Consider the following 14,576-nt stretch of genomic DNA (forward strand, 5'->3'; position numbering starts at 1 on the left):
GAAGGTTATAAAATGGATTTCGCCATACACAATGTTTTTTCGGAATATTCACTCCAGAGAAACGTAACTATTTCTGTAATTTGCTTTATCTTTTACCTATACAAGGGCTACTTTCAATTTTTTTGTTCATAAGTAAAAGTAACTTTTTATTTCTATCTTCCTCATCGATTTTAATATAAATGGTAAAAAAGCACTTTTTCAAGTGCCCTTCCTTTTCTTTTTTAAAGATAGAAAATCTAATAAAATCAAACACCTAGATTAAACACATACATAATCCTACTTACAAACTCTCAGAGAGGTATAAACTATGGGAATTCCTACACTATTATTAAATACATTTATTATTATTATTTGTATCCTTAGTTACCAAGTATTTTGGCTAGAACATAAAGAAAAAATGGCATGTAATAATATATTAATTTCTGTACTTTCCTCCATTGCAATTATTTTTTGTATGACTTTTCCTTTTCATTTACACGCTGGGTTCATTTATGATTTACGTTTTATTCCCATTATATTAGTTTTTCTATATGGAAATACAAAGAGCATTATTTGTATTGGAGTTTTATATCTTTCTTATAGATTTTACTTAGGTGGAAGCGGAGTCTTCCCATCATTTATTATCTTTACTATTATTTCTGTTATTACAATCATGTTTCGTTACTTGTCACCTACTTATTTCAAGGAAAAGAAGATATTATTAAGTATTCTACTTATTTTGATATGTACAACTTCCCTTTCTATCTGCGGTATTGTAACACAAATAAATACAGGTGGTAAAATTGACTCTACTCTCATCGAATTTTTATTCAATTATATAATCATAAATGTTTTAACAGTATTATTATCAGTTTATTTAATAGAAGGAATGATCGAGAAATATAAAATAAAAGAAAGAATGCAAAGAGCAGAAAAATTTTATATAGCTAGCGAACTAGCTGCATCGATCGCGCATGAAATTCATAATCCACTGACCACGGTACATGGATTCACTCAATTACTAAATGAAGATGAGAGTGCTAAGATGTCTCAAGATAAGTACTTAGAAATTATGTTACTTGAAATGCAGCAAATACAATCTACTATTAATAACTATTTATCTTTAACCAAACCACAAAACATTATAAAAGAAGAACTAGATATTAATTACATATTAAATCAAGTGAAAGATAATATTTCACCACTCGCTCTTTCATATAATGTTGAAATAAAACAGCATATTACAACAGATTCCCTTTACATAAATGCTAATCCTGAAAAATTAAAAATATGTCTAACCAACATCATACAAAATGGAATTGAGGCTATGAAAAATGGTGGCGTATTACAAATAAATATACAAAAAATAAAAGATAATATTGTAATTGATATTATTGATACAGGAATAGGAATGTCTTCCCAACAAATAAAACGTATTGCCTTGCCATTTTATTCAACAAAAGAAAAAGGTACTGGGCTTGGTACTATGATTGCGTACAGTATTATTAAAGAATTAAACGGAGATATAGAGATAGAAAGTGAACTAGGAAAAGGAACACACTTTTCTATCACTATCCCCTGCTAATATAGTAGAAGATTTATTTAAATGATATTATTTTGTAGCTAATATAACCATATAAAAAGAAGACGTAACTATTCGTCCTCTTTTTATATGGTTCTGGTGCAAAAATGTTAGTTAGAAACATAGAGTAGCAATTTCCTTTTCATTTCTATTTTATGAAGCTAAGCCAAACAATTTATGAATAAATTCTTTCTCGCTTTGTACAGATTTGTCCGGTAAAACAAGTGGTTCTGGTGCAAAAATAAAATACATATGAAAATGAAACCCAATGGCTTTCAGGCGAAAGTATAATCTTGGTTTGGAAATATACAACTGTTTGGACATAAAAAAGACCATCGAAATGATGGTCTTGCAGACTGTAGACAAATGCATAAAATAACGAATGAACCTTTCGCTGAACACTTACTTTACTTCTTTCATAAATAGTCTAACGTTTTCAGCGATTTCTTTGAATTTGGTATGGTGTAAATAATGTGATCCATCCATGGTTACTACTTTTCCATGTAACGAGTCTTTGATCTGCCCTTCATGCAGAGGTATCCATCCTGCTACATCTTCATTATTCGCTTGTACAAAGAGAAGAAGTGGAAGATATTTAGGGAAGATTAAACCTTGAGCCCCTTTAAAATTAGACGAAATGTGGTCCATCTCATTCAAGGTTGTGTCATTATACATGTTTTTATTCGAAATCATTTTCATTTGCTCTACGGTTTTTTCATCAAATGCCAGTCCAGCATAGGGGTCAGCACTGATTTTCATAGCCAATCTTAAGAGGCCTGATTTTTTGAGATATGCAAACGTTTTTAATGGGAAATTGATATCCATACCCGGTTGTGTTGCAACACTGCTATCGATTCCGACAAATGCAGTCACCTCGTTTGGATATTTGTTCACATAATCAATTCCATAAATACCTGTAATGGAGTGGCCCATGAGCATGTATTTGTTAATATTAAGCTGCTGTAGAGCTTCATGAACTTCACTTACCATATTCTCCGTGGTTCGCTCTTTTACAGTTTCATCACTTAATCCATAACCGAAAGGCTCTACCGCAACAACTTTGTAAAATGGAGATAATTCATCGATAAGAAGCTTAAAATCAAGCCCTGGAGTAGCTGTTCCATAACCAGGCAGGAGCACGATCGTTTCCTCGCCCTCGCCTTGAATTAACACATTCATGTTTTTCCCGTCTACAGATACGTGCTGCCCGTAGGGCACTATTCGTTTTTGCTCCGAATGACTACTCATCACATTTACGATATAAACAATACCTAAAAAAAGTACAATGGCTAGAACGATTGCTCCTATGATTTTAAGTAAGATGTTTCGCACTTTCTTTATTTTCATTCCACTCAGCCTTTTCTTTTCCTCTTGTTGTGTCACTGTCATCTTCTCCTGTCCTGATCTGTTTGCCTTCCTTCATGTGCCTGTAATGAAAACTTAACCAATGAAGATGTACTCACCATGACGACAATATGAACTGAATATGAACTGCAAAAAAAATGCTAAGCTTGCATATGAATCGTAGCATAGAGAATGAATCTAACTAATCTGTTGGTGTAGTGATTGGCAAGGTGACAATGAAGGTCGTTCCTTGACCAAGTTCACTTTTCACTCGGATGTCACCTTGATGAAGCGACACGATTTGTTTAACGATAGCGAGTCCCATACCACTTCCGTCATACTTACGACTGTGGGAACGATCGGCCTTAAAAAAACGCTCGAATATACGCTTCTGGTCGTCAAGGTGAATACCAATACCAGTGTCGGATATTAGGATTGTCACGTTTTTGATATCTTGTTTGATGCTTACGTTAATCACGCCGGCATCCTCGGAAAATTTGATGCTATTTCTGAGGATATTCGTCCATACCTGATTTAACAGATCATGATCAGCCGTTACTTTAACTGTCTGTAAATCAAGCTCGAAATGTATATCGCGAGCAGACCATTGTGGCTGGAGCGCCACAATTATCCGTCGGATTTGTTCATCGAGGCTGAGCGTGACGAGCCGCAGTTGCTTTGACTGCGATTCAAGAAAACTCAGCTTTAGCAGGTTATCGCTCATTTTGGACATCCTTTTCGCTTCAGCGATGATAATATCAAGATAACGGCTTCGTTCGTATTCTGAGAGGTCAACTTGCTTAAGCACTAGAGCATAACCGGATATCGAAGTGAGCGGAGACTGAACCTCGTGCGACACGTTCGTTACGAATTCCCTGCGCATCTGCTCAAGTTGCTGCAGATCGTGCATCATTTCTTCGAAGCTGCGAGCCAAAGTACCCAGCTCACTCGTTTGCTTAATATTCAACTTGACGTTGAAATCTCCAGATGCTATCCGCCTGGTCGCTTTTGTCAGCTTTTTTATCGGTCTTACCAGGAATACAGAGGCAACTAGAATCAATAAGCTTCCTGCAATCAACGAACATGTTGCAAAGACCAATGCCCACTTTGTGACAAAAGAGGCTGAAGGAGGGGCGAGCGCTTCCAAAAATATCGCTTTCGTTCCCATCTCCGTTTTCAACGGCAACCCTAAGAGGACCGTGGCAATACCATTAGGAGTGTCCTGAACAACACCTCCATCTAATACTTTCTTTAGTTGCTCCATCGTCACAGGCGCAGGTTTGTGTCCGTGAAGTTTACCGTAAGACTTGAACTGACCCGTTGCTTCGTAAATTCGAATATAATAAGAATCGAGCTGCTTCATTTCACTTACGAACAAGTCCGCTTCACGTAACGGAAAGGTCTTGTAAATCCGGACGATGTCTTGGCCAAAGTTACGTGAGTTGATTTGAGCGTTTTCGTTCAATTTATCTTCGAATATCCAAGTTGACACAAAAAAAGAAATGGTCGTGCCCCCGATGATGGAGACTAAAAATGTCAGGACAACACGTATATATAAGGATCTGATCATTCATAAACCTCAAGCCGATACCCAAGCCCGCGCACCGTTTCGATCCGAAAATCGGGTGTTGTCGCGAACCGTTCACGCAGCCGTTTAATATGTACGTCTACCGTTCGATCATCTCCGGCGTAATCGATACCCCAAATCTGATCGATCAACTGCACGCGCGTATAGACTTGTCCGGGTGTTCCAGCGAGCTTATACAGCAATTCGAACTCCTTTAGCGGCAACGTAAGCGACTCCGTCCCTTTCATCACCTTATAGGTCTGTCGATCAAGGATGACGTTCCCTAAATGAATCGTCTGCGTGGAGCCAATCTTGTATCGTTTGAGTAGTGCCCTAACACGAACCGTCAACTCTAACGGATCGAATGGTTTGGTTAAATAATCGTCCGTCCCAAGTTCGAAACCTTTCACTTTCTCCCATGTTTCTCCTCTCGCAGTCAGCATAAGTAAAGGTAGATCAGGATTGGCTCTTCGGAGCTCCTTGCTTAACGTCCAACCATCCATAATCGGCATCATAATGTCAAGTACGACAAGATCGACATTCGTTGAGATGTAGACGGCCAGTGCTTCCTTGCCATCCGCTGCTTCAGCTGTTGCGAATCCGTCGTTGCGTAGAAATAAACAGACGAGTTCGCGAATGTTCGCATCGTCGTCAGCAACTAGTATAGTAGGCATCGGTTCCCTCTTTTCCCTGTTTTCCACCGCATTATTTCAAGCAATCATTATACTATAAATTAACACGTATGTTGATTAGCCAAAGTAATACAGTTTCTTGATTTATCGACCTGTAGAATTCAAGTGTTTCTTTCAAACTAATTTGCCACTCAATTGACAAGGCTTCACAAAGAAACAGGCGTGTGAAACCTGCAAATGACAAGCATTTATTTTGTCTTTTGGCCTTGTGCACGAAGAAATTTCAGCAAAGCATAGGCAATTATAGCTGTGAATAACTGATTGAACAACGCATTGGATGTTGTGCCAAACAATACGGAAACGTTCAAATTCAGCTAAATCCAGCGGAAAAATGATTCAATTGCCCAGCGCTATTTGTACATGGCGGCGATTCCTTCGGACAGATAGATTGGTAGAACACATATTCCCCAAACTACTCCAGTAATTACAGCATCTAAAATAACACGTCCCATATCCACTAATTATTTTTCATCAAATGCGTAAATGGCGTATCAATTTTGATTGCACATTCGTTCCAAATCATTACTTGTTAATTTAAGTGAATTCCACCATAAAGATTCATATAGGTTTAGTAATTAGTCAAAGTTATTAGGGTGTTCCGTCGTGTAATTTATATATTACTATATAATTACCTCTTGATTTTTTTATATTATAGTTCTACATTAACACATAATATATAACTTTTTCTCATTGCTTCTTGAACTAATCTGCTCCGTTCAAGAAGAACCCTATCAGTTTAAATAACTCAGATTTCGGAAAAATTAAATCAATTCAAATGATACCCACCTTTTAGTAATCTCAGAAAATTTCTTAGTCGCGAATGAGGTTGGTTTTCTTATAGCTAATCCAATAGTTCGATAGCTATCACTTTCAAGTGGAATGGCTGCAAAAGAAATTTTTGATGTCGGTATAATCATTTCTGGCAATATACTAATTCCTAGATTATTCTCCACCATGGAGATCACTGAGTATTCATTCATATTTTCGAATCGAATATTGGGGCTAACTTTATTCTCCCTAAATATTTTTTGAATATCACCATAACACTGATATGTTGGCATAATAAAAGGTATATTTTCTATTTGTTGCATTGATACTTGGTTTTCCTTACATAATGGGGATTGGTTAGATACAACACATAAAAGTCGATCCCTCTTCAATTGTACGATTTCAAAGGATTTTTCAAATGATTCAAAGTAAGTATCATTATTAATAAATCCACAATCTAATCTCCCGTTTTGTAACCAATTCTCAACTTCAGCATAGTTTCCTTCCAGTAATTCGATTTCAATATTTGGAAACTTTTCCTCCATTTTTTTAAGAATACCAGGAATCTAATTTTTAGAAATACTCGAAAAAACCCCCACTCTTACTGTTCCTTTTTGGAACCCATTGATAGCGGCTACTTCCTGCTTCATCATGTTGTTATAGTATAAAATTTTCCGAACGGTAATTAAAAGCTCCTCTGCATTTTTGGTCAATGTTAAAGTAGAGTGATTACGAATAAATAAAGGAAAGGAAAACTCTTTTTCCAAACTGCTAATTGCATGACTTACAGCAGATTGGGTGAAACCTAACACTTCTGCAGCTTTTGTAAAACTATTGAGTTCTGCCACTTTGTTAAATATTTCATATTTTGTTAAAGTCACTATGGTCCTCCTCATGAATTTTATTCATGTCTCCATTATATTTCTTCGTTTTATTTAATGCCATTACCAACATACAATAAGTGCATGCTCTATTATATGACCTTTGACAAGGGATGTATTTTTTATGGAAGGATGAAGTGAAATGCAAAAAATTTTAGTTACAGGTGCTGCAGGTAAGATTGGCCAAGACGTTACAAGGTTCCTAGATAAGCAAGGGAATTACCAGTTACGGCTAGCAGATATTAACTTATCTGCTTTAGAAACTTTTAAAGATATAAATCATGAAATCATATATTTAGATGTTTCTGATTTAGCTGCTTGTCAAGAATTTACGAAAGGTATAGATATATTTATACACTTGGCAGGTAATCCTTCGCCAAATGCTGATTTTTATGGCTCCTTATTAGAAAATCATATAAAGGGAACCTATAATATTTTTAGAGCTGCTAATGATAATAATGTATCCAAAGTAATTGTTGCTTCCAGTGCTCAAACAATTGAAAGCTATCCTTTGGATTACCAACCACATGCTTATTCACCCACGAGACCTAAAAATATGTACGGGGTAAGTAAGTGTTTTGCAGAGGCTGTTGCTTCTTATTTTGCTTATGAAGAAGGGTTACAAAGTCTTGCTATTCGTATAGGTGCATATGATGATTATAATCCATATGGTAAACCACTAACAGCTAGAGATATGAGTGCATACTTAAGCCCAGAAGATTTTATGGACCTTCTCTTAAAGTCGATGACGGCAAAGAACTTACCTCCATTTTCAATTTTACATGGTGTATCTAACAACAGGTTTAAACGAATTGATATTGAAGGAACAAGAAAGTTAGTTGGTTATAGCCCAAGTTCTGATGCTTTTGTACCAAGTGGTATTAAGTTCTTTGATTCTTGATAAAGGCATATCTAGAAAAGAGATTATATTATTGTTATTTAGCTTTTATTTGTTCTATTTTCAATAGATACAGTTTATACAATCGCAATATTAAAATCCCCTTAGATAAGGCACACTATTCTTCTGTCTCATTTGTGGAACAACTCTATTGTCACCACTAGTTCCACAGATGTTCTTTTCCTTTTCAGCATAATGGGGTAGCACCATCAAAATGCGAATTTCGTACGCTAAGCAAAATTTCATAAGAACAAGCCGATTTCCGGTACTCTAAGAGGATAATTAGCTTTTTACTGTTAAGTTGTTTGTAGTGATTTTAGGGAGTCTAATGATGCAATTTCTTTTATACTAAATCGGTATTTTCCTAGAATATTAATGTGTTCCCATTCTAATGGAGAAATATATTTCAATAATTCTTCATTAAGATGGGAATTAAATAACTCAACTTTCGCACCTATAAAATAAGCAGGGAGATTTAGCTATATTGAATTTAGAGTCTATCAATTGTGTACTGTACAACTTGAGTAAAATGAAAAACACCTCGATCCTTGGTATAGTGAGATTACCTAGAAATCACTACCACAGAAGAGGTGCCTTAACTACAATAGCTCAAAATAACCAATATCATCAACTACCAAAAGAACTTAATTCTATTTTTTCCGAGCTTGAAATGAAGATCCAGCTAAGGATGCAGTCTATCGCTTCTTATAAACGGTGCCAATGTTCAATTGGCGCCCTTTCCTGCTGCTGTTTAGTATGAATGCGATTAAAAAAGTAACTCGACTTATGAAAAAAAAACGCTCCAAAGTGTTGATTGTGCTTATCATCGTAACTGCAGTAAAAAAGTTGAATTGCTAGCACACTATTTTGAAACCTTGGTTAACTATTCCACCTTTGAAATATTTCCTGTTTTTAATCAATGAGTAAGGGGCAAAATTTAAAGTATATGGTGGCACTATTTGTACTTCTTTCTGTAATCTCTACTCATCGAATAAATTTAGAGCTATCACTCATGCCTTCAGTTGAACACCCCGATGAATGAACTAAGATAAGTTATGGATGAAGCGCCCGTGCCATCGCATCAAAATAATTCTGACTGGCACGCTGACTCACTTCGGCTTCAGGCACAAGTACTTCAAAGCAATGGAAGCAGCCGGGGTAGAGATGAAATTCAACATCTACTCCTGCTTGTGCAAGTCGTGTTACATATTCAATAATTTCATCTCGGAATAAATCGAGTTGACCTACACATGTATAAGTTGGCGGTAGTCCTGCTAAGTTGTCTGCTCTCGAAGGTACGGCATAGGGAGATGGTTCGTTAGTATCGTTCTTCTTTCCCAAGTACATATTCCAAGCCGTTAAATTGTTTGATCTATTCCATGTTGCATTGTCTTCTATAATCTCATAGCTTGATGGTGTTATGTTGTGGCTATCAAGCATCGGATACAGCGGCATCTGAAAAATAATAGATGGACCTCCTTTATCACGAGTCATTAATGCAAGCGCTGCTGTTAGTCCACCGCCTCCACTTGCACCGGCAATCGCAACTCGATTCACATCAATTCCAAGCGAGTCTGCCTCATTTGTCATCCAAACCAAGCCTGCATAACAATCTTCAATAGCCGCTGGATAAGGATGTTCGGGCGCAAGTCGATAATCGACAGACACAACAACGCATTCAGCAGTCTGAACAAAGCGTTCACACAAAACATCGTCCATATCAGGGTGGCCCATTACGTATCCACCACCGTGAATCCACAGCATAGCTGGAAGGTTATCAAGATTCTTCTCAACGGGTTCGTAAATTTTAACTAACATCTCGCCGGCTGCGCCAGGAATCATTCGCTTGGTCATGTTTACAAGCTCTGATTTTTCCAAATGTGGATTCGACAAGAGACTTCGACTCGCCTCTAAATCCCCCTCTAATTGAAAGCCTGGAAATTGTGAGAAAGCCTGTTTTAATTCTGGTAATACTCGACTGTCAATTTTCATATAAATTCCTCCAGTTAAATAATGAGACTTGATGCAATCCTTATCGAATAATTAGCGGAATAGATGTGTCTCCTGTTCTCCTTCAGCTTCCCATTTGGCAATTTCCTCTCTTACACGAGGGGCAACTTCTGTTCCAAGCAATTCTATGGCACGCATGACTTGATCATGTGGCATGGTACTTAATGGTACATACATCATAAAGCGTGTAATCCCTACATGCTTACGAAGATGGATGATTTTTTCGGCGACTGTATCTGGATCACCAACATACAACGCCCCTTCAAAACTTCGTGCAGTATCAAAGCTGGAACGATCATAATAAGGCCACCCCCGCTCTTTACCAAGTTTATTCATGCCTGCCTGAGTGGAAGGGAAAAATGTATCTGCTGCCAATTCCGTATTCTCTCCAACAAATCCAATCGAATGAGACCCCACCTGAAGTTTTGATACATCATGACCAGCGTGAGCCGCCGCTTTCTTATATAGTTGTACAATTCGTGCAAAGTGCATTGGGCTACCACCAATAATCGCCAGCATAAGTGGTAATCCCAGAAAACCGGCACGGATAGCAGATTCCTGATTCCCACCGCTACCAACCCATATCGGTAAAGGATGTTGAACAGGTCTTGGATACACACCTAAATTATTGATTGCCGGTCGATGTCTGCCTTCCCAAGTCACTTTTTCGGACTGACGTATTTTGAGCAGTAGGTCCAAATGTTCTTCAAACAGTTCATCATAGTCCTTCAATTCATAACCAAACAGTGGAAAAGATTCGATAAAGGAACCACGCCCCGCCATAATCTCTGCACGTCCATTTGAAATGCCATCCAGTGTAGAGAAATCCTGAAAAACACGCACAGGATCAGCTGAAGAAAGCACGGTTACTGCACTCGCAAGCCGTATCTTTTTCGTTTGTGGTGCCGCCGCTGATAGAACCATCGCTGGAGAGGATGCTGCATAATCCTCCCTATGGTGCTCACCAACACCAAACACATCAAGTCCTACTTGATCAGCAAGAACGATTTCTTCAACAACCTCACGCAATCGCTGTGCGTGACTTATCACTTCACCACTATGAACATCTGGTTTCGTTTCTACAAAAGACGTAATACCTATTTCCATTTGTCATCTCTCCTAGTCTAATTAGATTTTAAGTCAAAAAAATTAATCATTTCCTTTATGGAAGTAACATGTTTCTCATATTGGCTAACACACGTTTATTTCATAAAATCTTAACTCGTCTGGTCATAGCCCAAAAAAGAAGAGCGAAAGCACTGACAGAGGATCCGAGTAAGGAAACCCCTCCCCAACCAAAGTGTGCGTATATTTGAGTCGAAGCAATTGAACCACCAGCACTGCCGATAGAATAAAAAACCATATATCCAGCAGTAAGTCGACTCCGTGCTTCTGTATGCAATGGAAGAATCATGGTTTGATTCGTGACATGTATTGCTTGTACGGCCAAATCAAGTAGAATTATCCCTATCACTAATGCGATTAATGACTGCTCCATATAGCTGATGAACAACCATGAAATCAATAATAGAGCTAAAGCAATGCCTGTCGTTCGTTGTCCGTAACCTTGATCGGCCAATTTCCCTGCCCGTGCCGCAGCTAAGGCTCCAGCCACACCTACAAGACCGAATGCACCAATTGCACTATGAGATAGAGCAATTGGCGGTGTACTAAGTGGCAGTACTAGTGAAGTCCACAAAATGCTGAAATCAGCAAAAATCAGCATGGCTAGAACGGAGCGAACGCGTAACGTTCGTTCTTGAATAAACAAAGCAAGCACCGATCTAATCAACTGAGGGTAGGATAGCGATTTTACCTCGCGTTCAACATTGGGCAACATCTTTATAAACATAAAAACCATCAAAAGCATGAGCGCTGCAGAAAATAGATATACAGAACGCCATCCCGTAACATCTGTTAATATACCAGCAAAAGTACGTGCGAGAAGTATGCCAATAACTATCCCACTTGTTACAATGCCAACGACACGTCCTCTTTCTGTAGGGGAAGCGATGGTCGCTGCAAACGCCACGAGAGTCTGTGTCACAACTGCAAGCAGACCCACCAAAGCCATACCTGCGAAAAGTACCATGCTAGAGGAAGCAGTACCAACTATAACCAGAGCTGTTGTAGATAATAGCATCTGGCCGACAATTAGACGTCGCTGGTTTAACAAATCTCCAAGCGGTACGAGTAGCAGTAAGCCCAATCCATAAAAAATTTGTGTAATGGTAATAACAACACCAATAATGGAATGGTTAATACTAAACTCATTAGATAGTTGATCAAGCAACGGCTGTGCAAAATAAATATTGGCAACAGACATTCCACAGGCAGTCGCAAACAATAATACCAAAGCGTGAGACATGGATGGCTGTTGATTCAAACTAGGTTTTGTTATGGAAGATTTATGACTTATCTTAGTGTAGAATGGCTCATCTTCTATATTTGTCTCTGTATTGCACATACCTTAACCTCCAATCACATTAGATTTTTAATAATAACATACCGTTCAGTACGATATGTTATTGGTAAATATAACTTAGCCTCATTCATGATGTCAACGATTTTTTTGCACTAAAGTTAATATTGCATTAAATGAATGGAGCTTGATTTGACAGGAAGAATGGCTAATTATATAATAATTACATACTGTTTGGTAATAAAAACAACAATTGTAATTACCTACACACCTATCCTAAAACAATTAATAAAATCAAAGTTTGAGGAGGAGAATTCTTAATGGCAAGAACCCGTGAATTTGATGAGGATCAAGTTTTAGATGCAGCAATGCAGTTATTTTGGGAGAAGGGATATGAGGCTACCTCATTAAGTGATCTTACTTCTAGAATGGGCATTCAACGCCCTAGTATTTATTCGACTTTTGGAGATAAGAAAGAATTGTTTGAAGCCGCACTTCGCAGGTATACAATGTCTCGGGCCTCTGATATACGAAATAGACTTCAAAGTCACTCCTCTGTAAAAGAGGCATTTTCTATTTTCTTTGCCGATGTCGTCAATGAAGAATACGCAGGGGATCTTAGTAAAGGTTGTTTTTGTATCAATACAATGGTTGAATTAGCACCTCATGATGAGAGATTTGAAATTTTGACCAGAGAACATCAAATGTACCTCGCCGTCATTTTTCAGGAGACGATCGAACGAGGTATCCAATCAGGTGAGCTGGAAGTCAACACAGATGCAAAGTCTTTGGCACAGGCACTGATTGTAGCGTTAATCGGTCTAACGGTTATGATGAAATCTCGTCCCCAACGTTCATTTGTCGACAATGTAATAGCAGCGACGCTCACATTACTTAAGTGATATGAAAGTACGAAAACTATACCTTTATAGGGGTAGCGTCAAATCTCCATCAAATCAAAATCTCATACCACCTCCAGAACGAAAATTTTATGCATGTTGTTCGTATTTATTGTTTGGGGATAGATCGTTCTTTAAGCTTGATGGCGATTCGGTGCTATCCCTTAAACATCTGGACTTTAATATCTAATTAAAAAAATGCAAACAAAACGACCTTTAATCAGTCGTTTTGTTTGCATTTCCTTTTTCTAAAACCACAGAAAAGATAAGTACTATAGTTAACAGCATAATAAACCTTACTTCACTTCCATCACTTACAAAAAATGAATACAAAGTATAAATTAAAATTAATATTCCATAAATAACTTTGTGCAATGAACTCCCCCCTTTTCATCCTACCCCTAAAATAAAAAATTTTAATTTTTTAGATAACATTACTGTCGACGTTCAAAAGCAAGACGTATAGCAAGACCCGTTAAGACACTTGCCATAAGCCAACGTTGCACTCGTAACCACGTTGGGCGTGCGCCAAACCATGTAGCAATTTTACTTGCTGTAAACACAATTAGAAGGTTGACTATAAAACTAACAGTGATTTGCGTAAGGCCTAAAATTGCACCTTGTAGAAGCAACGATCCCTTTTCAGGATTTTCAAATTGAGGTAAAAGTGACACATACAAAATAGCAATCTTTGGATTTAGAAGATTAGTCATAAGTCCCATCAGAAATAATTTTCGTGGTGGCTCATTAGACATAGTACGAGGTTCCATAATAGATGTAGCACCAGGTTTTATCGAATTCCAGGCGAGCCAAAGCAAGTAAGCAGCACCTGCCCACTTGACTGCTTCGTAGACAGCGGGTACTGCAAGGAATAAAACTGTAAGTCCGAACATTGTTGCGATTATATAAATTACAAATCCGAGCATAATGCCCAAGAGAGAAATAAATCCTGCCATACGCCCTTGCGTAATGGAACGAGAAATGAGATAAATCATATTAGGCCCTGGTGAACAAACCATGCTAAGCGAAACAATTGCAAAAGCTAACAAAGTACTAAAGCTAACCATAACCCTTCCCCCTTTATGTTACATAAAATTTCCTATTGTACATTTTATCATGATTAAGGAGAGAAAAGATTAATATAAGCCGATGCAGCTAAGGAATATGATCGGATGGAATGTATGGTAATCACATACTTGTCCTTCTCTTAAAGAGAGATTTAAAAATAACCTATCCATAGCGATACTAAAGCAACTACTAACAAAGCAAAACAAATTGTGATATTTCGAACCCACTTTTGTATATCATCAAAATACCTTTCTATAAATATAGCGTTAATATAAACGATAAGAAATAGAACAACGAAAGTAAGGGAACCCAATTTATCGTTAAATTTTTCATTGGTATATGTGCTTACATGAAGGAATAGAAAAACAAACGCTACTATGAATAGCTCAAATATCCTTTTTTTATTCACCCTGCCACCCCTAACAAAAATTCCCTTTTATTCCATTTTACCAGAACATAATGTGTA

General features: G+C 37.5%; 12 protein-coding genes and 2 pseudogenes. 3 read left to right on the top strand and 11 right to left on the bottom strand.

Going from position 1 to position 14,576, the window contains the following annotated elements; all coding sequences use genetic code 11:
- Positions 1-307 precede the first annotated feature (307 nt).
- A complete protein-coding gene (locus tag DN392_RS12555) occupies positions 308-1,564 on the top strand; it encodes an ATP-binding protein (protein ID WP_000512663.1) in 1,257 nt (418 codons plus the stop codon).
- Positions 1,565-1,963: 399 nt separating this feature from the next.
- On the opposite strand, the gene DN392_RS12560 is transcribed toward DN392_RS12555, so the two are convergent.
- From DN392_RS12560 to DN392_RS12580, 5 genes and pseudogenes are all read right to left on the bottom strand, one after another.
- Positions 1,964-2,944: an alpha/beta hydrolase gene (locus DN392_RS12560; protein WP_000193667.1), complete on the bottom strand. Its 981-nt coding sequence runs from the start codon at positions 2,942-2,944 to the stop codon at positions 1,964-1,966.
- A gap of 163 nt (positions 2,945-3,107) precedes the next feature.
- Positions 3,108-4,475: a sensor histidine kinase gene (locus tag DN392_RS12565; protein WP_000621315.1), complete on the bottom strand. Its 1,368-nt coding sequence runs from the start codon at positions 4,473-4,475 to the stop codon at positions 3,108-3,110.
- Positions 4,472-5,146 carry a response regulator transcription factor gene (locus DN392_RS12570; RefSeq protein ID WP_001142154.1) on the bottom strand — a complete coding sequence of 225 codons (675 nt, stop codon included), beginning with the start codon at positions 5,144-5,146 and terminating at the stop codon, positions 4,472-4,474. Before DN392_RS12570 ends, DN392_RS12565 begins: the two co-directional genes overlap by 4 nt.
- A gap of 386 nt (positions 5,147-5,532) precedes the next feature.
- Positions 5,533-5,778, bottom strand: a pseudogene (locus DN392_RS30775) (GNAT family N-acetyltransferase); the annotation flags it as partial.
- 147 nt (positions 5,779-5,925) lie between these two features.
- Positions 5,926-6,813, bottom strand: a pseudogene (locus DN392_RS12580) (LysR family transcriptional regulator).
- A 142-nt stretch (positions 6,814-6,955) separates the two neighbouring features.
- Here DN392_RS12580 and DN392_RS12585 point away from each other — a divergent pair.
- Positions 6,956-7,714: an NAD-dependent epimerase/dehydratase family protein gene (locus DN392_RS12585; RefSeq protein ID WP_088321413.1), complete on the top strand. Its 759-nt coding sequence runs from the start codon at positions 6,956-6,958 to the stop codon at positions 7,712-7,714.
- Between the two features lie 1,050 nt (positions 7,715-8,764).
- Here the strand turns inward: DN392_RS12585 and DN392_RS12590 are convergent.
- The 3 genes from DN392_RS12590 to DN392_RS12600 all read right to left on the bottom strand — a co-directional run bounded on the left by DN392_RS12590 (position 8,765) and on the right by DN392_RS12600 (position 12,188).
- Complete coding sequence (locus tag DN392_RS12590) at positions 8,765-9,703, bottom strand: alpha/beta hydrolase (protein WP_000687289.1); 939 nt, start codon at positions 9,701-9,703, stop codon at positions 8,765-8,767.
- 51 nt (positions 9,704-9,754) lie between these two features.
- Positions 9,755-10,828 (bottom strand): LLM class flavin-dependent oxidoreductase, encoded by a 1,074-nt coding sequence (locus DN392_RS12595; protein ID WP_000402360.1) that lies wholly within the window; start codon positions 10,826-10,828, stop codon positions 9,755-9,757.
- A gap of 100 nt (positions 10,829-10,928) precedes the next feature.
- The gene (locus tag DN392_RS12600; protein WP_000336204.1) at positions 10,929-12,188 is read right to left on the bottom strand and encodes an MFS transporter; all 1,260 of its coding nucleotides are present in this window, start codon (positions 12,186-12,188) and stop codon (positions 10,929-10,931) included.
- 275 nt (positions 12,189-12,463) lie between these two features.
- Between DN392_RS12600 and DN392_RS12605 the strand changes: the two genes are divergently transcribed.
- Positions 12,464-13,045, top strand: coding sequence for a TetR/AcrR family transcriptional regulator (locus DN392_RS12605; protein ID WP_000124675.1), 582 nt, complete (start codon positions 12,464-12,466; stop codon positions 13,043-13,045).
- 213 nt (positions 13,046-13,258) lie between these two features.
- Here DN392_RS12605 and DN392_RS30370 read toward each other — a convergent pair whose 3' ends face one another.
- From DN392_RS30370 to DN392_RS12615, 3 genes are all read right to left on the bottom strand, one after another.
- The gene (locus tag DN392_RS30370) at positions 13,259-13,417 is read right to left on the bottom strand and encodes a hypothetical protein (RefSeq protein ID WP_000549711.1); all 159 of its coding nucleotides are present in this window, start codon (positions 13,415-13,417) and stop codon (positions 13,259-13,261) included.
- A 59-nt stretch (positions 13,418-13,476) separates the two neighbouring features.
- The gene (locus DN392_RS12610; protein WP_064057410.1) at positions 13,477-14,109 is read right to left on the bottom strand and encodes a LysE family translocator; all 633 of its coding nucleotides are present in this window, start codon (positions 14,107-14,109) and stop codon (positions 13,477-13,479) included.
- Positions 14,110-14,261: 152 nt separating this feature from the next.
- Positions 14,262-14,519 carry a DUF3963 domain-containing protein gene (locus DN392_RS12615; protein WP_001036172.1) on the bottom strand — a complete coding sequence of 86 codons (258 nt, stop codon included), beginning with the start codon at positions 14,517-14,519 and terminating at the stop codon, positions 14,262-14,264.
- Between the last annotated feature and the right edge of the window lie 57 nt (positions 14,520-14,576).

Source organism: Bacillus sp. BB51/4 (genome assembly GCF_008368845.1).
GTDB lineage: Bacteria > Bacillota > Bacilli > Bacillales > Bacillaceae_G > Bacillus_A > Bacillus_A wiedmannii.

Bases quoted from the DNA above. Each gene is read 5' to 3' on its own strand.
- DN392_RS12555 (WP_000512663.1), top strand. From the start codon at position 308: ATGGGAATTCCTACACTATTATTAAATACATTTATTATTATTATTTGT.
- DN392_RS12565 (WP_000621315.1), bottom strand. From the start codon at position 4,475: ATGATCAGATCCTTATATATACGTGTTGTCCTGACATTTTTAGTCTCC.
- DN392_RS12570 (WP_001142154.1), bottom strand. From the start codon at position 5,146: ATGCCTACTATACTAGTTGCTGACGACGATGCGAACATTCGCGAACTC.
- DN392_RS12585 (WP_088321413.1), top strand. From the start codon at position 6,956: ATGCAAAAAATTTTAGTTACAGGTGCTGCAGGTAAGATTGGCCAAGAC.
- DN392_RS12590 (WP_000687289.1), bottom strand. From the start codon at position 9,703: ATGAAAATTGACAGTCGAGTATTACCAGAATTAAAACAGGCTTTCTCA.
- DN392_RS12595 (WP_000402360.1), bottom strand. From the start codon at position 10,828: ATGGAAATAGGTATTACGTCTTTTGTAGAAACGAAACCAGATGTTCAT.
- DN392_RS12600 (WP_000336204.1), bottom strand. From the start codon at position 12,188: ATGTGCAATACAGAGACAAATATAGAAGATGAGCCATTCTACACTAAG.
- DN392_RS12605 (WP_000124675.1), top strand. From the start codon at position 12,464: ATGGCAAGAACCCGTGAATTTGATGAGGATCAAGTTTTAGATGCAGCA.
- DN392_RS12610 (WP_064057410.1), bottom strand. From the start codon at position 14,109: ATGGTTAGCTTTAGTACTTTGTTAGCTTTTGCAATTGTTTCGCTTAGC.